Annotated in this window: 21 protein-coding genes and 1 tRNA gene; 6 read left to right on the top strand and 16 right to left on the bottom strand. The window is 58.3% G+C overall.

Annotated elements, in window-relative coordinates:
* The first annotated feature begins 48 nt into the window (after nt 1-48).
* The 3 genes from ACR0DA_RS11510 (at nt 49) to ACR0DA_RS11500 (ending at nt 1928) form a co-directional block, all read left to right on the top strand.
* Complete coding sequence (locus tag ACR0DA_RS11510; protein WP_170357387.1) at nt 49-564, top strand: DUF805 domain-containing protein; 516 nt, start codon at nt 49-51, stop codon at nt 562-564.
* A gap of 73 nt (nt 565-637) precedes the next feature.
* On the top strand, nt 638-1408 hold the full coding sequence (locus ACR0DA_RS11505; protein WP_480754080.1) for a hypothetical protein: 771 nt from the start codon (nt 638-640) through the stop codon (nt 1406-1408).
* A complete protein-coding gene (locus ACR0DA_RS11500; protein WP_170600915.1) occupies nt 1392-1928 on the top strand; it encodes a hypothetical protein in 537 nt (178 codons plus the stop codon). The genes ACR0DA_RS11505 and ACR0DA_RS11500 overlap by 17 nt, the downstream gene beginning before the upstream one ends.
* 1333 nt (nt 1929-3261) lie before the next feature.
* Here ACR0DA_RS11500 and ACR0DA_RS11495 read toward each other — a convergent pair.
* The 9 genes from ACR0DA_RS11495 to ACR0DA_RS11455 form a co-directional block, all read right to left on the bottom strand.
* Nucleotides 3262-4389: a DUF5906 domain-containing protein gene (locus ACR0DA_RS11495; protein WP_480754078.1), complete on the bottom strand. Its 1128-nt coding sequence runs from the start codon at nt 4387-4389 to the stop codon at nt 3262-3264.
* A 301-nt stretch (nt 4390-4690) separates the two neighbouring features.
* Nucleotides 4691-5626 carry a bifunctional DNA primase/polymerase gene (locus tag ACR0DA_RS11490; protein ID WP_480754076.1) on the bottom strand — a complete coding sequence of 312 codons (936 nt, stop codon included), beginning with the start codon at nt 5624-5626 and terminating at the stop codon, nt 4691-4693.
* Nucleotides 5627-5734: 108 nt separating this feature from the next.
* Nucleotides 5735-6106 (bottom strand): hypothetical protein, encoded by a 372-nt coding sequence (locus ACR0DA_RS11485; protein WP_480754075.1) that lies wholly within the window; start codon nt 6104-6106, stop codon nt 5735-5737.
* Nucleotides 6103-6675: a hypothetical protein gene (locus ACR0DA_RS11480; RefSeq protein ID WP_480754073.1), complete on the bottom strand. Its 573-nt coding sequence runs from the start codon at nt 6673-6675 to the stop codon at nt 6103-6105. Before ACR0DA_RS11480 ends, ACR0DA_RS11485 begins: the two co-directional genes overlap by 4 nt.
* Nucleotides 6672-7292, bottom strand: a complete 621-nt coding sequence (locus tag ACR0DA_RS11475; protein WP_170600905.1) for a hypothetical protein — start codon at nt 7290-7292, stop codon at nt 6672-6674. The genes ACR0DA_RS11480 and ACR0DA_RS11475 overlap by 4 nt, the downstream gene beginning before the upstream one ends.
* Nucleotides 7289-7492 (bottom strand): helix-turn-helix domain-containing protein, encoded by a 204-nt coding sequence (locus tag ACR0DA_RS11470; protein ID WP_170600903.1) that lies wholly within the window; start codon nt 7490-7492, stop codon nt 7289-7291. The genes ACR0DA_RS11475 and ACR0DA_RS11470 overlap by 4 nt, the downstream gene beginning before the upstream one ends.
* A gap of 130 nt (nt 7493-7622) precedes the next feature.
* Nucleotides 7623-8057, bottom strand: a complete 435-nt coding sequence (locus ACR0DA_RS11465) for a hypothetical protein (RefSeq protein WP_170600901.1) — start codon at nt 8055-8057, stop codon at nt 7623-7625.
* Complete coding sequence (locus tag ACR0DA_RS11460) at nt 8054-9283, bottom strand: tyrosine-type recombinase/integrase (RefSeq protein WP_217359940.1); 1230 nt, start codon at nt 9281-9283, stop codon at nt 8054-8056. Before ACR0DA_RS11460 ends, ACR0DA_RS11465 begins: the two co-directional genes overlap by 4 nt.
* Before the next feature lie 342 nt (nt 9284-9625).
* Nucleotides 9626-9701, bottom strand: a tRNA-Lys gene (locus tag ACR0DA_RS11455).
* A gap of 211 nt (nt 9702-9912) precedes the next feature.
* On the opposite strand from ACR0DA_RS11455, the gene dapF reads away from it, so the two are divergent.
* Complete coding sequence (gene dapF / locus ACR0DA_RS11450) at nt 9913-10755, top strand: diaminopimelate epimerase (RefSeq protein WP_480754071.1); 843 nt, start codon at nt 9913-9915, stop codon at nt 10753-10755.
* Nucleotides 10752-12008, top strand: coding sequence for a tRNA (N(6)-L-threonylcarbamoyladenosine(37)-C(2))-methylthiotransferase MtaB (mtaB, locus tag ACR0DA_RS11445; protein WP_170600896.1), 1257 nt, complete (start codon nt 10752-10754; stop codon nt 12006-12008). Before dapF ends, mtaB begins: the two co-directional genes overlap by 4 nt.
* Nucleotides 12009-12014: 6 nt before the next feature.
* Here the strand turns inward: mtaB and ACR0DA_RS11440 are convergent, their stop codons facing one another.
* The 6 genes from ACR0DA_RS11440 to petA form a co-directional block, all read right to left on the bottom strand.
* A complete protein-coding gene (locus tag ACR0DA_RS11440; protein WP_480754070.1) occupies nt 12015-12536 on the bottom strand; it encodes a helix-turn-helix transcriptional regulator in 522 nt (173 codons plus the stop codon).
* Entirely contained in the window at nt 12533-13108 is a 576-nt protein-coding gene (locus ACR0DA_RS11435; RefSeq protein WP_480754068.1) for a cytochrome b/b6 domain-containing protein, read from the bottom strand. The genes ACR0DA_RS11440 and ACR0DA_RS11435 overlap by 4 nt, the downstream gene beginning before the upstream one ends.
* A gap of 6 nt (nt 13109-13114) precedes the next feature.
* Nucleotides 13115-13366, bottom strand: coding sequence for a PepSY domain-containing protein (locus tag ACR0DA_RS11430; protein ID WP_170364537.1), 252 nt, complete (start codon nt 13364-13366; stop codon nt 13115-13117).
* A gap of 207 nt (nt 13367-13573) precedes the next feature.
* Nucleotides 13574-14359, bottom strand: coding sequence for a cytochrome c1 (locus tag ACR0DA_RS11425; protein ID WP_170459606.1), 786 nt, complete (start codon nt 14357-14359; stop codon nt 13574-13576).
* Between the two features lie 18 nt (nt 14360-14377).
* Entirely contained in the window at nt 14378-15709 is a 1332-nt protein-coding gene (petB, locus tag ACR0DA_RS11420; RefSeq protein ID WP_093964026.1) for a cytochrome b, read from the bottom strand.
* Between the two features lie 12 nt (nt 15710-15721).
* On the bottom strand, nt 15722-16282 hold the full coding sequence (gene petA, locus ACR0DA_RS11415) for a ubiquinol-cytochrome c reductase iron-sulfur subunit (protein ID WP_093964025.1): 561 nt from the start codon (nt 16280-16282) through the stop codon (nt 15722-15724).
* Nucleotides 16283-16755: 473 nt separating this feature from the next.
* On the opposite strand from petA, the gene ACR0DA_RS11410 reads away from it, so the two are divergent.
* Entirely contained in the window at nt 16756-17199 is a 444-nt protein-coding gene (locus ACR0DA_RS11410) for a c-type cytochrome (RefSeq protein ID WP_170364034.1), read from the top strand.
* 17 nt (nt 17200-17216) lie between these two features.
* Here ACR0DA_RS11410 and ACR0DA_RS11405 read toward each other — a convergent pair whose 3' ends face one another.
* Nucleotides 17217-17831, bottom strand: a complete 615-nt coding sequence (locus ACR0DA_RS11405; RefSeq protein ID WP_170391320.1) for an FMN-binding negative transcriptional regulator — start codon at nt 17829-17831, stop codon at nt 17217-17219.
* Nucleotides 17832-17849 lie beyond the last annotated feature (18 nt).

Here is a 17849-nt window from a genome sequence, read left to right as displayed (position 1 = left end):
GCGGCGAAGCGATTTGAGGCCGCACAAAAACAATGAAGGGATCGAAAGATGGGATTTGGTGAAGCCGTTAAGACGTGTTTCTCGAAATACTTCCAGTTCTCCGGTCGGGCTATACGCTCAGAATACTGGTGGTTCTTCTTGTTTGTGGTTCTCGTGAGTGCCGCTTTAGCTGTGCTGGATACGATCATATTCGGGACCAACCCCGAAACAGGCCAGGGATCTCGGGTCCTGTCCTCTGTTTTCCAACTGGCTGTTCTCATACCTATGCTGGCCGCCGGTTGGCGAAGGCTGCATGATACAGGACGACCTGGCTGGTATTTGCTGCTGCCGATGGCGCTCAGCATTACAACGCTCTTTGTTATGCTGGGTGGGGTGGCGTTCTTTTCGGTATTGGAGCAAGGGACCGAAAACCCTGACGCATTGCGAGGACCTGCGGCAGTCCTGGGCGTAACCGGTATTGTTGTTGTCTCAATTCTTCAATTGGTTCTGTCCATTCTGATGATCTGGTGGTTGACGCGCCCTTCGGAAGAAGGCGCAAACGAATACGGCGAACCTGTTTCCTGACCTGGTTGTCCGGGCAACGGGCCGGACTCTCTGCTGAATAGCAGTGCGAACCGTAACTCAATGGAGAGAAAAAATGAGCTGCAAAACCATTTCCATTGGAATGCTACTGATGGCAGGAGCGACCACAGCATCAGCGGAGTGGTCGTTCAGCTCCGGGCCCAACTCCAATGCGTTTATTCAGACAGGAAACATGACGCTGGAACTTCAGTGTGACCGTATTCGCTTTGCTCCGGCTGGATACGAGGACAGCCAGGACATCGTGCAGAAGCAAGGGCTTTCCATTCGTTTTTTGAAGAACGGCACCACCGAGGTTGGGGCATTTCAGGTTGGCGCAGAAAACGCTGCCGTGCAGATCGTCGACAACTATTCGGTCGAGGTCAGTTTCAATAGTCAAGAGGACTATGGTTTTGTACTGGACCAGCTTGCGGCCAATGCATCCGTTAATCTGTCGAAGATTGATCAAGATGTCAGCTACGGAATCTTTGACTTGAAGGGTTCCAGCGCGGCAATTCGGTCCCTTCGTTCCGCCTGCGATTCAGGTGCTAGCCAAGGGGCCTCCTACGAAGCACCCGAAGGCATTGTCTATTGTGGTGGCGGAGCGATAAAACGCCAAATCGAATATGTAATTCTCGACAATCCTGAGGGGGAGTGGGACGCGCGAGTAACGGTCAACGGCGAGTCGATCAGAGCCATGACGGCCTACAGTTACTTCGGAAACTCTGTGCCGCCCGCCGGGTTTGTCGTCGCCCTACTTGGGGAGGACAGGTCCGAGTTTCTGATTTTTAGCGAAGGCTCGGCAAACTGGCTGGAATATGGGGACTACAGGTATGATCAGTGCAATTGATACCTCCTTCCAACCAGCTTCCCAAATAGCGCGTCAGATGAAATGTTTGCTCGCCGGGGTTTTGCTTGCTTCGGGCCTTGTCTGGACCTCACCAGCTGTCGCGGCTGATGTATCGCAACTTCCGCCCGGTTTGCAGGCGAAGGTTGGTCTGGCGGCACGAGCCTGTGCGGAGTTCAACGACGGTCAATTTGACATAGCCTGGGGCGCGGTTGAAAGGGTCGATCTCGACGGAGATCTACAACGCGACTGGGTTTTGAATGAGGCTGGTTTTGCGTGTTCGAGCGCCGCATCTCTTTACTGCGGAACTGGCGGATGCATGTCGCACTTTTGGGTAAGCGAAGAGGTGCACTCCTTGCTCAACCAAGGCTGGACAGTCGTTGATTTTGGGCGTCAACGCATTGTCATTGCAGATATTCATGGATCCAATTGCGACGGAATAAACCCAACGCCTTGCGTCACCGCCAGTGTTTGGGATGCGGACGCTAAGACGTGGCGCTCGTCTGCTGGCGATTGGGAGTAGACTTGCTTCGGTGTGTGCATGAGAACTCACGAACTTTCCATTCCGCGCGATTCTATGCACACCGGACGCAGTTCTGTCTTCAAACAATCTCCGCTGTAGGCGGAAACGGTATCTCCTAAGGAGATCGCAATTCGAGGGTTCGTAGGGAATGGAATGCAATCCTTCTTAGTCAGGGCAATCTTTGAAAAGATGCCCCAGATAATGCGGGCGCCTCACAAGCATGTAAGAGACTGGCTGAAGGGGTGCCAGGGGGTGGGTCAACACCGCTGAGCCTCACTTGAAGCAAAGCCTGCAAGTGACAATCCGTTACGGGGATAGGGCTCGATTGCGCTCCTCCGACAGACAAATTCTTGCGCAACTGAGTATGAATCCGTTTCTTATCCTTTAATTGCAATAGGATAAATTTTGACAGTCTAACTTCTATGCGATCTCTCAAAGATGATGTTCTTCGGGCACGGAACTCATGTACCCAAGATATCGAGTTTCTGGCGACACCAAGTGAGCGCGGCTAAGCAAACAGTTTCTAGCTTCTTATACACTTGTCAGCATGCGCCAAGCCTTCCAATTGCCGTTCTGCGCCGCAGTCCATGCAGCAGCCAGATTAGCCTTTCGCAATAACCCATGACGTACCCCCAACGTTTCAGTCGCGCGCCACTCCGGCGTTCGCGTCAATTCCAATGGAGGTGGATTTGCAGAAAGCCAGTCTCTGGCTTGGCGAACATCGCGATTGGGGCTTGGGGGCGTCCCAGCGAATTGGCGGGCTCCGTGCTTAATGCATTTGACTGTCCCAAACATTGCCCAACCGCGGCATGGGGAACCATCCTTCTTTGTTGCATTGCATCGCTTGTGTTTGCCGCTCCCGAAACCATGCTTGCGGGCCATCTCGCGGGCCAGTGCAGGATCACGGCTGACCGGACGCAAGTTGGCAAGTTGTCTGGCCTGTATCTTGGGATCGGTAGCGACCATTGGCTTCTGCGATTGCATGCGATTTATTCGAACAATTCCACAAAGGGCGGTCTGTTTCTGTGCTTTTTCACGCCACGTGCCTCTGGGCTTTGATCCTCGCTGACGATGTTCGGGTCGGTGGCGACGAAGGAGAGCTTGGCCATGGCCGATCCGTTGGTCTCTCGCACCCCGGCAGCCGGGCTCAATCAGTCTTCGACAGCCACCTTTAGCATGGTTCGTCTTTCCTGCCGATCCAACCAATCCAACCAAACTGGGCCAATCATTTTCGTGTGGTGGGCTCTTTTTTGGGACAGAGAGAGCGGTGTGTTAGTGAATAATATGATCATTTTGGGCGGTTTGGTTGGATCGAAGCCTTCGAATCCAAACCTTAGAACCCCAAAGCGGCACGTAAGCTCTCCCGAGCCTCAGCCCAATCGACGAGTTCCACCCGACGTCCTTCACCACTGGGACGATAGTCTTTCCGCACAGCTCCCATTTCGCGCATATTCATCCAGAACCGTGTCTGATCAGTCGCCGCTTCAACTCGGCTCATATGACCCTGCCATCCGCAATAGGCGCGGAAGACTTCTAGCTTATCGTATGTCCCTTTCATGTCTGGGGTCGGCTGGTCTTCGAGCTTTTGGCCGTAGAGGATCTTCTCGCTTTCTATGCACTCCCTCCACCAGCGATAGACGCCGACTAGGCTTTGTTGGCGGTGCCGGAGATAAGCCTCAGTCAACGGGCGATCCCCTTGAGCGTTCCACTTTGAAACGTCGCGGTTTAGAAGGTACTGGTAGACAATTGCGAGACCTACATCATCGACCCACGCATTGAATGCGTCCCAATATTCGGCATCCATCACCGATGCTAAGGTCGTATCCTCAATTACGTAGCGACGATCTGAAGGGTCGATGGGCACCGCGTGGTCCTCGTTTGACGTCATGCCAAAGGTGAGCATGTTGTCCACCTCGTACCCGTCTACACCTTTCGGTTCGATATGCAGCCTGTCGCCATTGATCTTTGCCTTGAGAACCGCCGCGCCGCCTCGGGCATGGCGAAATGTGACTTCATCCGCTTGCACAAACATTGACCTTTCCTGCCACTCGGTGTGCTTTTGGTAGAGTTGGTTGCTGTCATAACAAACGTTTCCGTGCACTGTGCCGAATATCATTCGCAGCACGCGGAAGAGCGTCGTCTTGCCTGTACCGGGGGGACCAGTGAGCAGGATCACAGTGCCGGTGGGTTTGGTGGGGTTTTGGACCGTCCATGCCGCCCAATTCAAGTAATACTCAGCTACAGCTGGGTCTGGCAGGATCGACCGAACAACTTTCAGAAATGGCTCGGGATCGCCCTCTTTGGGCTCGACGCCCAGCCCTTGCCAGATGTTAATTTTGCTCCCGACCGCAGTCCCCGGCGGATATCGAGGATCACAAACAACTCCGTCGAACTCCTGCCTATCGGGTGATCGTAGCCACCTTTCCCCCGCGCTGTAAGCACCCGTCTCGTGTTCCGTCATGTTCCCGACGATTGCTACGAAGTCCGCGCGCGGAGACAACTGCAGCCGTCCATCGCGAAATCTGCCGATTCTGATTTTCCCGCCGGGCGTAAGGACGAACCACTCCTCGTTGATCTTATCAACGATATGGCCATCTGCGTCTCGCGCGCCGCGCGGGCGTAGGCTCTCACGGCGTCCTCGACCTGCTTCTTGGTCCGCCTCGGTTTGATCGCCTGCCAAAGATCATAAATCGGTCCCGGATGGTCGATGTCTGGGAGCCCTGCAATGCGTTCCGCCTCTTCGTGAAACTCCTCATCAGTCATCACAGAGCCCCCCGCACAAGGGCGCGCATCTTGATTCTCTGCTCCTCGGTCATCGGCGTTTGCTGACGTTTCAGTATCGCGCGAGCGGTGGCGCGCTCTTGCTCACGGGCGTCTATAGCGCGCTGCGCACAACGCCGGGCCGCGCGCTCTCCACCGACGGCCAGATGCCGAGCCTGCCCGTACTCAAACCTATGCATGAGCAGCCAGACTATTTCATCGAAGCCCAACCCAACCATCGACAGGATTTGCGCTACCGCCAGATCAAGGCTCGACCGGCCGGACACTAACCCGCTGCTATCACCCGCCCAGCGCCGAGCCAGCGCGGGTTGAACCTTCAGCATCCGCGCCAGCTTGAGGTCAATGTCTGATAGGTTGCTGGGCGGGGTATACTCGCGGGCATCGATGAGGTGTTTTGCTTCGCTGTGGCCGTCATCCAACTCCCAGCAAACTTCAGACGGCAGGATAACAGGCATTCTATTGTCGATGACCTCGTGGCCTGGACCGAACGCTGCCCATCCACCTTCGCCACGGCTGTCGAGCCCAGGAACGATATCGCTGCGGCTCCGCAGGGTCTTGAACCGCGCGGGGAGCGCATAGATTATGTGCCGACCACCACTGACGGTCTTATGGGTGCGGGTTGATGGCAAGTTGCGCTCCGACATCCATAGGTCAGCTGCGCCGCCATTCTTGTAGTCGTCAGCATCTAGCATATAGAGGCCGGTTTTTTGTCCCATCGGGATGCCGAAGCCATTGGCACCGCTCCAGTCTAGGCGATCAATAAACTCGGGCCATTGAGCATCCTTATGCCCTCGCGTGCCTTTGAGCGGCGTTTTGTTCCAACCGCCCTTGCCACCATGTTTACTGTTATCCCAGTAGATCCGGATCGGGAAGGTCGGCAGCCCTGTTGCAAAGACAAATCTTCTGACATCAATCATGAGCGTCGATCCATCACTCAGCCCTGGAGCATAGCGCCGAGGAAATCCTCGACTTCGCAGAGGGCGATCAGCGCGTGGTCGACGCGCTTGCCGCAAACACTGCACCGATCATTCATCGTACCCTCCTGAGCTACTTTTCAGGCCCAATTTTTCGTCTCCGGTGGTCTCCCCCATGGGAGAGCGAATTGCGGCTGCGGAGGTCTCATGATGCGGGTTTTGTTGCTTTCCATGGATACGAAAGTCCTTTGTAACGGAACCCATGCGCAGCGGCCAAAGCGGACAGGTCGTGCAGACGCATTTTCGAACTTCAGCGGCGCTATCATTGCAGCAATCTAGGCACTTTGCTCGGATAGCCTTCATGCCGATCAAGTATGGGATGCCGTCCCATGCATCAGAAGAGATCTCGCGCGGATCGCGGCCGATCAGCTGCCCCTCATCGACCTCGTAGGGCGAGCTTTCCAGGAGGCGGCTCTCACTCATGCCGCCACCTTTTCGGGCTTGTATCCGAAAGCGACGGTCGGGACGATAGGCTCACCATTGCGCCAAACGTAGAGGCTATAGTTATGCTTCCCGCTCATGGTGGTATTCTCAATCCACCGGAGCCGCCACGTCAGCTTGATCTCCAAAAAGAACCGCTTGTCCGTCACGAGTATCTGCCGACGGCGGGCGTAGCTCCAGTCAGACCGCAGCAGCGCCACCAGGTATCCTCCTTTCGGCAGAGGAGCCAAGCCATGGCTTACGTGCGCGTCAGCTTCTGAATACGGCGGGTTCATGACAATATCTCTGAAACCAAGCGGCCCAACATCTTGCTTCAAGAAATCGACGCCTACTGAAATCGAACAAAGCTTGTCATGATGATCATAAAGATCGGAGGCTTGGAGCAGCTTGTCCCGTTTCTTCAATTCAACCGCGAGATGGCCGCGCCCGCTACTGGGTTCCCAGATTTTCTCCAAATCGATCAGATCGAGGAGTAGTGGGACGACAAGCGGCGCATCGAGGGTCGGGTAGTAGTCGCTCTCGCGGCGGTCGAAAGTCGAATTGTGTATCATCGTTTGCCACCTTCTTCATAGAGACTAAAGCCGATAGCGCGGCCGCCATCATACTCTACTCTCCACACCCGGTTTCTCCTGCGGTGCTCGACAACACGAGCTTCATCGCAGCACCCTAGTGCTGTGTCGCGCTTCTTTTTCTTCACGAAAAATCGGCAATGCACACAGCGACGGTCCGGTCGGGAAAGTACAGGCAAGTGCGGCAAGCCGTTGACGAGTTTTGCTACACGGTTCTCGTAGGTATCTCCTGCCGACTTCAGGCGTAGAGTTCCTGACCTGCGCTCAGTCACCGAGAACCTCAAAGCTGACGACAGCATTCTCAGGATTGTCCACTTTGGACTGCCAATCAGCGTCGCAGGCCGCACGGTTGGTATAATAGAAAGACCATGTGCGTTGCGTGATCGGCCGTCTTCGGCCCAACGCACGGTGTACCGCACCCGGAAATGCTGAACGTCGGGACAGGCCGTAAAGCCGCTCAGCAAGAGATCTGCGTTGGCAGCCTCGTCTACGCGCCCCTGAAAATAGGAGGTTGAGCATAGCCCCTCGGGCAAGGTGCAGAGGCAGATTCCACTATCTCCGCCCTCGCGATGCCAACAGTAGGAAAACACCTCGCTCATGCCGCGTCTCCTGGGCGAACCATGCGACGTTCTCGGAACTCATTAAGGCTCTCACGAGTGACGCGCCTACCGCGCGGGCCGACCTTGTAAGAGCGTAGTTCGCCTTCTCGGATCAGGTCCCAGATGGTTCGAGGTGACACGCCAATTTCGGCCGCTGCTTCCTTGATCCGCAGATCCGGCTCGCGTGTATTAGTGATCATGCGTGCTCCTTTCGACCCGCAACAGTGCGGGTTAAGGAGCAGTCAGGTCGGAAGAGGTTTATTTCTCAACAGCAAAGAACAAATGGCACCATTCGTGAAAACGAATGGTGCCATTCGTCTTCGTATAGCATTACGAGAGCTTAACATTGTTTCTAAGTGTTCCTTCCGACCAAGCTCGAATCATCGGATCCTTGGCCGCCACATCCGCAAGTCGTTTTAGGGCTATCTTTACCGCCTCGTTGGTATTTCCGAGCGTTTCGAGTTTTGCCTCATTGAATAACGCTTGTGCTTTCTTCCTAGTCGCTTCAGCCTTTGCCTGGGTAGAAACTGTTGTCTTGCTCTGTCCCGCATTGCGTTGTGCGTCACGTCGATACAGATGATACATTTCGACTAAGTCGAAGTGTTTGGCTGCAAATCCTGCCAGCGTTTCCAGAGCAGCCCGCATCGCGCGTTTGTCGCTAAAGTCAAATGGCAGCGCATTTGTGTCGTCTGCTTCGACGATGTCGCACGAACCGTCATCATTGATCTGTAGGCAGATCCCATTAAGCTCATACACTTGGGTCATGCCCGCACCTCGCCGATCGGCGTAACATTATCGGCCTCCAAACCGTTCAGGTAGTCGACCCAAGCTTGTGTAAACCGACGAGCAGCTTCGTTGTGTTCTGCAGAAACATAGATGTGATCTGCGCCGTCCGAGGGTGGTGTGTGGTTTGACAATCGGTCACGAATGTCGCGACCCCCACCATTCTCAGCAACCCAAGTCAGTGCCGCTCTCCGGGTTGCGTGCGAAGTGAACTCTTCTGATATACCGATCACTTGCCGTTTTCGAGCGAGGGTACGGATGACCAAATGCTTGTCGGTCGCGCGGTTGGAATCTTGGGCTGACGGGAAGACCAAGTGCGGCACGCCTGTTTCAGCGCGGCCCCGAAGCCGCTCTACGGTCTGTCGGGCGAGCATCACGACATGCGCTTTCCCATTCTTCGACCTGACGGCGGGCAGTGTCCAGGTTCCAGTATCGAAATCGACTTCATCCCATTCCATGGACGAGACCTCGCCGATCCTTGCAAAGGTCTCCAACTGGATTCGAAGGATCTCGCCGTGCTGCCCCAGTTGATCGAGACCACGGACGTAATTGCGGAGTTCGCGCGTTCCTGGGGTATGCTGACGCGGGTTCCTCTTGGGTAGCGTCACTGCCCCAACGGGATTGGGATGATCCGGAGGCAGCCGGGTGCCGTCAAGGGTGGATATCTTTCGCGTACGCCCACTGGCCACGTTGAACATGGTAGAGAGCACCGAGCGGACTTTCTCCGCTTCGCGCAAGGCGCCAGCGTTGACGATGTTGGATAGGACCGCCTTCGCTACTTCGTGGTCGAACTCCACCGCAGGAAGATCCTCATAGTACGGCAGAACAAACTTGCCCAAGAGGCGTTCATCCTCCTTAGACGACGAAGCGGCTTTGGTCACTCGCGCATAATCCGCGATGTAACGCTTGATCAAATCGCCCATGGTCAGGGCACTAGGAGATTTAGATGTGGCGACAGTTGGCACATTACCTTCAAGCCGCTGAGCTCTCAGCCCCCGCCACGTCTCTCGCGCGTCGGCCGTGGACATAGCGGGGTAGCGGCCAAACTGAAATTCAATCTGTTTCTTGGTGTCAGGATGCTCGAACCGGTAGATCCAGACTTTCCCTGTGCGCTTGCCGTGACGCATCAGCAGACCGGGTCTATCCTTGTCGACGAGTTTGCCGCCAATCGTCAGTTGGCGGTACTCCAAATCAGACACATCAGTCACGCGTTCACCTGCTGCCAATGCAGCTGCCTTTCTAAGGAGCTCGCGCAATTCGCCTCGGACACCCGTGTCCAACGCGGCTTAGATGTGATTTGAAGCACGTTCGCGTGCTGATAGGTTCTTTTCACGCATTGCCGGGCTTCCTAAATAGTTCGGCGATGTCGGGGCCAGCCGTTGCAGTGGCTGATCCCACTAAGAACCTAAGGTTTCTTCCAGGTTTTTTCCAGATTTGGCTGCATTGTCGTGCCCAAACACGCGCAAACACGCACTGCGCGCGCAATACAAATAGCCCCGGGCAACCTCAGTATTTCAGCGGATTAAGTCATATTTTATTGAGGTTTGGAGTGGTGAGCCGTGCAGGATTCGAACCTGCGACCCACTGATTAAAAGTCAGTTGCTCTACCAACTGAGCTAACGGCCCACTCTTTTCATCGGATCGTTGCGATCCGTGGCGCTGTCTAAGGCATTTTCCCGACCGGGTACAAGCCCTTTTTCGCACCGCGTTCCGCCTGAAATCATTGTGTTCCCGGCGTCCCGATAGGCGGCCTAATTAGGGTTGAGGCGGCGGGGGGTCAACCCCTTTTTTCAGGAATCTTCGCGCCGGGCTGGATTCATGTCTGCGGCAAGGCTATATGCCCGCCATGCAGCAACGATCCGACACCGGTTTGCCCTTCATGAAGATGCACGGGCTTGGCAATGACTTCGTCATTGTGGACGCGCGCGCGCATCCGGTGCAGATCACGCCGGCGCTGGCGCGCGGGATCGGACACCGGCAGTTCGGGGTCGGATTCGACCAGCTGGCCGTCATCGAAAACGGCGAATCGGATGCGCATCTGGTGTTCTACAATGCTGATGGGTCGATCTCGGCCACCTGCGGCAACGCCACCCGCTGCATCGCCCGGTTCCTGATGCAGGAAAGCGGCAAATCCGAACTGACGCTGACCACCAGCCACGGCACGCTGAAGGCGCGGGACGCGGGCGACGGGCTGACTTCGGTCAACATGGGGCATCCGCAGCTGGACTGGGTCGACATTCCATTGGCCGAAGAGGTGGATACGCTGGAACTGCCGATCGAAGGCGGACCAGTGGCAACCGGCATGGGCAACCCGCATTGCACCTTCTTCGTCGAAGACGCCGAGGCGATTCCGCTGGAGGAATTCGGCGCGCGCTATGAGCATCACCCGCTCTATCCGCAGCGCACCAATGTGCAGGTCGCCCAGATCATCGGGCCGGATCACATCCGCATGCGGGTGTGGGAGCGCGGCGTGGGCATCACGCTGGCCTCGGGCTCGTCGTCCTGCGCCACTGCCGTGGCCGCGGCGCGGCGCGGTCTGACCGGGCGCAAGGTGCAGATCGAGCTGGACGGCGGCACCATCTGGATCGACTGGCGCGAGGACGGAGTCTGGATGACCGGCCCCACCTGCCTTGTCTTCTCGGGCACGCTGACGCCCGAATTCCTGGAGTCGCTGGGATGAACCCGCCGAAATTCACCACGCTGGGCTGCCGACTGAACGCCTACGAGACCGAGGCGATGAAAGAGCTGTCGCAGCAGGCCGGGCTGACGGATGCGGTGATCGTGAACACCTGCGCCGTCACCGCCGAAGCAGTGCGCAAGGCCCGGCAGGAGATCCGCAAGCTGCGCCGCGAGAACCCCAACGCCCGGCTGATCGTCACCGGCTGCGCGGCCCAGACCGAACCTCAGACCTTTGCCGAGATGGCCGAGGTCGATGCGGTGATCGGCAATACGGAAAAGATGCGCCCCGAGACCTGGAAAAGCATGGCCGCCGATTTCATCGGCGAGACCGAGACGGTTCAGGTCGATGACATCATGTCGGTCACCGAAACCGCCGGCCACCTGATCGACGGATTCGGCACCCGCTCGCGCGCCTATGTGCAGGTCCAGAACGGCTGTGATCATCGCTGCACCTTCTGCATCATCCCCTATGGCCGCGGCAACTCGCGCAGCGTCCCGGCGGGCGTGGTGGTGGACCAGATCAAGCGGCTGGTGGACCGGGGCTACAACGAGGTCGTGCTGACCGGGGTCGACCTGACGTCCTGGGGCGCCGACCTGCCAGCAAGCCCCAAGCTGGGCGATCTGGTCATGCGCATCCTGAAACTGGTGCCCGACCTGCCGCGCCTGCGCATCAGCTCGATCGATTCGATCGAGGTGGACGAGAACCTGATGCAGGCCATCGCGACCGAACCGCGCCTGATGCCGCATCTGCACCTGTCGCTGCAGCATGGTGACGATCTGATTCTGAAACGAATGAAGCGCCGCCACCTGCGCGACGACGCCATCCGCTTCACCGAAGAGGCCCGCAGACTGCGCCCCGAGATCACCTTTGGCGCCGATATCATTGCCGGCTTTCCGACGGAAACCGAGGCCCATTTCGAGAACTCGCTGAAACTGGTGACCGACTGCGACCTGACCTGGCTGCACGTCTTTCCCTATTCCAAGCGAGAAGGCACGCCGGCGGCGCGCATTCCGCAGCAGGTCAACGGCAAGGTCATAAAGGAACGTGCGGCCAGGCTGCGTGAGGCGGGTGATGCGCAGGTAGCCAGACACCTGGCGGCCCAACTGGGCAAGACCCATCACATCCTGATGGAAAATCCCCACATGGGCCGGACCGAGCAGTTCACCGAAGTGACATTTGCGAACGCGCAACCCGAAGGGCAGATCGTCACTGCTGCCATCACCGGGGTTCGCGATCAGCAGCTGGTGGCCTGACGTCTCTCAGGCAGGCCCGTCGGTTGCCAGAAGTTCTTCCATGAAAACACTGATCAGTTGGGCGCGTCCATCCACGCCGGCTTTTCCATAGATCGAAGCCGACTGCGCGCGAACGGTGCCCACGGCACGGCCTCGGATCCGGGCGATATTCTCATTGTCGACGCCCTTGAGGATCAACAGGCCCACTTCGCGCTCGGCGCTGGTCAGGCCCCAGCGGGTAAAGAAAGTGTCGATCACGGCGCTCATTTCGCCCTGCGCCGCGCGCAGGCCTTGTTTTGCCTGGTCCATTCGCGCCAGCAATCTGCGCAGCTCGAGCATGAACAACAGGACACCAAGGCAAAGGACGGTTGCGACCAGAGATTCCAATACGAGATGTGACAGAGGCTCGCTGCCATCGAGGTCCAGAATGGCGTCGCCCATGTAGAATGCGGCACATAGACCCTGAACCACGATCATCGCCGCCATCAGAACGGCCCGGCGTGCATCCGCATCGCCGGACCGCAGGTTTTCGGTGATCCATTTGATCATTTGGTCGACCAGCCATCAGGGATATTCTTGTCTCCTGATACCATGGCTTTGACCAGAGCGACACCGGTTCGACGTTGGTCCAAAAGCACGCCAAGCACGTGCAGAACAACGCTGAGCATCAGCCAGTTGAACGCCAGCTCGTGCGCATCCTCGACCCAACCCACCCCGAAGACGGCCGTGGTGCCCATCATGATGCCTGTGGCGCAGATGGCGCCCAACGTCATCCAGATGTTGTAGACCATCAGCGCGCCCAGAGGATTGTGCGACAGGTGAACCGACCGGTCGCCCCGGACGGTGTCACGCACATGTCGGACCGCAGCATTCGGGCTGAACGGAAATGCCGAGAACCTGGCCGGTGCCGGCCCAAGGACGCCCCAGGCCAGGCGCAGCAGAACCAGCCCGAGTACGGCATAGCCGACGTATTCATGCGGCAGCCCCTCGGGGTCGGTCACAGCGGCGTTGAGCAGAATGCCCAGAACCACCAACCAGTGGATCAGGCGGACCAGCGGGTCCCAGACCCGGATGGTGCGGGCGCCCTCGCGCCCGCTCTGGTGCTGGATGGACTCGGACATTGCCGGTCACTTGTCCTCGATCTTTTGGATCTTGCCGGACGCGGGGTCCACATAGACCTCGGCCATCTGTCCGTCTTTCACGACATAGGCCTCGATTTCACCGTCCTCCATTTCGATCTTGCGCACGTCATAGCCAAGCTCGGTCAGTGCGGTGCGCACCTCGGTCTCTGTCTTGCCCAGTTCCGTATCCGGCACCAGGTCCAGAGCCAGAACCGGAGTGGCCACAAGCAAAGCGGCTGCAAGTATGGGTAGTTTCACATCGGGTCTCCTCGGTTTCGATCCTGCGTCAGACCGCCTGACGCTGTCGAAAACCTGAGCAGCCGACCCCGCCGGTGCCATGCGCATTCCGCTTAAAAGCTGCGAATAAGCCCGCGCTGATGCCCGGTTCGGCGGGTTTCCGACCGCAAAAAGAAACAACCCCGCGCCATGCGCGGGGTTGTCTTGCTTTTGCAGGTGACCTTCAGGTCAAACCGACTTTTTGCCTTTGACCGGCGCCCACAGGCGCTTGTTCACCAAGTAGAGAAGCACCGACATGATGGTCAGAAACAGAACCCCAACAAAGCCCGAGGCCTTGCGATCCATCATTTTCGGTTCGGCGGCCCACATCAGGAACGCTGCGACGTCCTGGGACATGGCCTCGACGGTGTTTTCGTGTCCGTCGGCAAACTCGACCTGTTCGTCAGACAACGGCGGACCCATCGAAATCCAGCCGCCCGGGAAGGCGGTGTTTTCGTACAGGATCGTGCCGGCCTCTTCTTTTTCCTTGCCGGTATAGCCGTCCAGCAGCGAGGCGATGTATTCAGCGCCACCCATGCCTTTGACCAGCTGGTTGATCCCCAGACCGTAGGGGCCGTGGAAGCCTGCACGTGCCTTGGCCATCAGGCTCAGGTCAGGTGCGCCCACGGCATCGTTGGCCGGGAAGTGATCGGTCGGCTTCGCGGGGCGGAAATCGTCCAGCTCGGGATCGAACACCTCGAACGAGCCGGCGGCATAAGCGATGACTTCTTCTTCCGAGTAGCCCAGCGCCGTGAGGTCGCGCAGCGGTACGTACTTCAGACCGTGGCAGGCCGCGCAAACCTCGGTATAGATCTGCAGGCCGCGCTGAAGCTGGTTCTGATCGTAAGCGCCAAAAGGCCCTTCGAACGAGAAGTCGAAGTCCTCGATATGCTGCTCGCCGCCTCCGGCTGCGGATACCGCAGCAGGAGCAAGGGCGATGGCAAACGCGGCACCGATTGCAAGTTTCTTGAACATGGTTTCCGGTCCCTCTTCTTACTCGGCCGGCGTGGCGTCGGCGTCAGCCTTGCCATAATGCGCGTTGAAGTCTTCTTCGATGGTTTCCGGCTGGGCATCGGGCTTTTCGATGACACCCAGGATCGGCAGGATCACGAAGAAATAGGCGAACCAGTAGGCGGACGCGATCAGCGAGAAGGTCGCATAGGGCTCTTCCGCCGGCATCGCACCCAGCCACATCAGGGCAAAGAAGTCGATGACCAGAAGGTAGAACCACCATTTGAACATCGGGCGGTACTTGCCCGAACGCACGGTCGAAGTGTCCAGCCACGGCGCCAGCGCCATTGCCAGGATTGCACCGAACATCGCCAGAACACCAAAGAACTTGGCGTCGATGATGCCACCGGTAATGAAGCTGGCGAACTGCACGACCCAGACTTCGCTAGTGAAGGCACGCAGGATCGCGTAGAACGGCAGGAAGTACCATTCGGGCACGATGTGCGCGGGCGTGACCAGCGGGTTGGCTTCGATGTAGTTGTCCGGGTGGCCCAGGTAGTTCGGCATGAAGCCGACGATTGCCCAGAACACGACCAGGATGACGGCCAGCGCGAACAGGTCCTTGATCACGAAATAGGGCCAGAATGGCAGCGTGTCTTTCTCGGCCTCGGCTTTCGACGTGCGGCGAACTTCAACACCCGTGGGGTTGTTGTTGCCGGTGGTGTGGAAGGCCCAGATATGCACGATGACCAGCCCTGCGATGATGAAGGGCAGCAGATAGTGCAGCGAGAAGAAGCGGTTCAGCGTCGCGTTGTCGACGGCCGGTCCGCCCAGCAGCCAGGTCTGGATCGCTTCGCCCACGAAGGGGATCGCGCCGAACAGGCCGGTGATCACGGTGGCGCCCCAGAAGGACATCTGACCCCAAGGCAGAACATAACCCATGAAGGCGGTGCCCATCATCATCAGGTAGATCAGCATGCCGATGATCCAGGTCACTTCGCGCGGCGCCTTGTACGAACCGTAGAACAGGCCGCGGAAGATGTGGATATAGACCGCCACGAAGAACAGCGACGCGCCGTTCATGTGCAGGTACCGCAGCATGTAGCCGCCGTTTACGTTGCGCATGATGTGCTCGACGCTGGCAAAGGCCAGATCGACATGCGGGGTATAGTGCATCACTAGAACGATGCCGGTGACGATCTGCAACGCCAGGCAGAAGGTCAGGACGATGCCCCAGATCCACATCCAGTTCAGGTTCTTCGGGGTGGGGATCATCAAAGTGTCGTATAGAAGGCCGACGATGGGCAGACGGCTGTTCAGCCACTTCTCGCCGTTGGTCTTCGGTTCATAGTGATCGTGCGGGATACCGGACATGAGCGCGTCTCCTTAACCCAGCTTGATGGTGGTTTCGTCGAGGAACTCGGCGACCGGGATATGCAGGTTTTCCGGAGCGGGACCTTTGCGGATACGGCCCGCCGTATCGTAGTGCGATCCGTGGCACGGGCAGAACCACCCGTGAAAATCACCAGCGCCGTCGCCCAGAGGAACGCAGCCCAGATGGGTGCAGACGCCCATCATCACCAGCCATTCGCCGGCTTCGTCCAGCGTCCGGTTTTCATCGGTCGCGGGCAGGTTCGGCTTGTTTTCGTTCCGGTCGTTCTGATCCGGCAGATCCTCCAGCGGCACTTCGCGGCCCCAGTTGATCTCTTCTTCGGTACGGCGACGAATGAAGACGGGCTTGCCCAGCCACTTGACCGTGATCTGGGTGCCAATCTCGACGCCGCTGACGTCCACGCGGATCGAGGACAGCGCCTGAACGTCTGCCGAGGGGTTCATTTGGTTGACCAGGGGCCACACGGCGGCTCCCGTTGCAACGACACCTGCGCCGCCGGCGGCGTAGTAGAGGAAATCTCTGCGGGTGCCTTCGTGGTCTTCTGCGTGGGACACGAGGTTTTCTCCGATTCCAGCGCCCGGCTACGGGCAAACATGCATCAGCACCGCATCAAAGCGGCGTCTCATCGCGGGTATCTAGCTGGCGGAAATCGGTTCGTCCAGCGGTCATAGGCGCGCACTACGCCGCATCTGGGCATTCATGTCACAATGAAGGGGTCATTTTTCAAGAACTTCCTCGGATGTTGCGAAAATCGCCGTTCGAAGGCGCGAATCACTTCGCAGGTGATTCTCTAACCCTTCGCCACGACTATCGGCCTTGGCCCGGCCGAGCACCTGTTCACTCGGGTACCCGGCACGCGGCATATACGACAGCAACCTGACCGCGCGGTTCCGGAACCACGAAACCCATGTAAACATCTATTTTGAAATCATTTTTTTAGTTGCGTCGCGATAAATTTCCCGGTTGCGACCCCGGGGTTTTTCAAGCAAAGGCGGCGGGCGCGCGACCGACCTGAATGAGGACCCAAATGACTTTGTTTAAAAATTCCATTCTGCTGCTCGCGTTCACCGCCGCACACCACGCCGCCGCCGAAGGCGACGCCGCGCGCGGCGAGAAACTCTACAACCGCTGCTCGTCCTGTCACGCCATCATCAAGGATGGCGAGGTTCTGATCAAAGGCGGCATCACCGGCCCGAATCTCTATGGTGTGGTCGGCAGGGCCGCCGGAACCGAAAACGACTATCTGAACGGCAGCGAACGGCTGCCCATCGGCATGTTCACCGATGACATGATCCGCGCCGGTGAAAACGGCCTGGTCTGGACGCAAGAGAATATTGCCGCCTACGCCCGCGACCCGATCGGGTTCATCCAGGACTTCCTGAAGGACGAGACCGCCCGCCCGAACATGAGCGTCAAGCTGAAGACAGGTGCCGAGGATATCGCCGCCTATCTGGCCACGTTCACCGACTGAACCCAACCCGGCGCCGGTCAACTGTCCCGCATCAGGGCGGCCAGTTGACCAAGCTCGGTGCCGATCCCGGACTGCTCGACATTCTCGGCGGCGGCCAGCCGCGCCGCCTCGGGCTTGTTCTGGTTCAGTTTCCAGGTGCCGTCGATCTGGGTGATCTGCATGCGGCAGGGCACGATCATGCGCATCATCCGCTCCAGCGCCGCCGGGTCCATCTTGTCGGCGCGCCAGGGCGGTTTGGGTTGCAGCCGCTGCTCAAAAAAGGCCGATTGCCGATCCAGAAGATCGCGCAGCCGGTCCTGGGGCTGCAATTCCAGCCGGCCTGTCAGGTGGACCGCCACATAGTTCCATGTGGGCACCTGATCCGCGACCCCGTACCAATCGGGCGAGACATAGCCGTCGGGCCCCTGAACCGCGATCCGCGCCTCCTGCGGGTTGGCCAGCGCCCGCACGATCGGGTTCGAACGCACCAGATGCAGTTCGGCCACCGCGCCATCCTCGGACAGCAGAAAGGGCACATGGCTGATCAATGGCGGGCCGTCGACCGACAGCGCCAGTACGCCGAATCCCCGGCTGCGGGCAAACTCCACATGGCGCGCGCGGTCCTCGGCGCGAAAGGCTGGGTTGGGGTGCATGACCGTCCTCCTGCAGAC

The sequence above is a fragment of the Ruegeria sp. CI8 genome, from assembly GCF_056536865.1.
The sequence above is the reverse complement of the archived record's forward strand: the minus strand, read 5'-3'. Positions and strand labels throughout refer to the sequence as shown.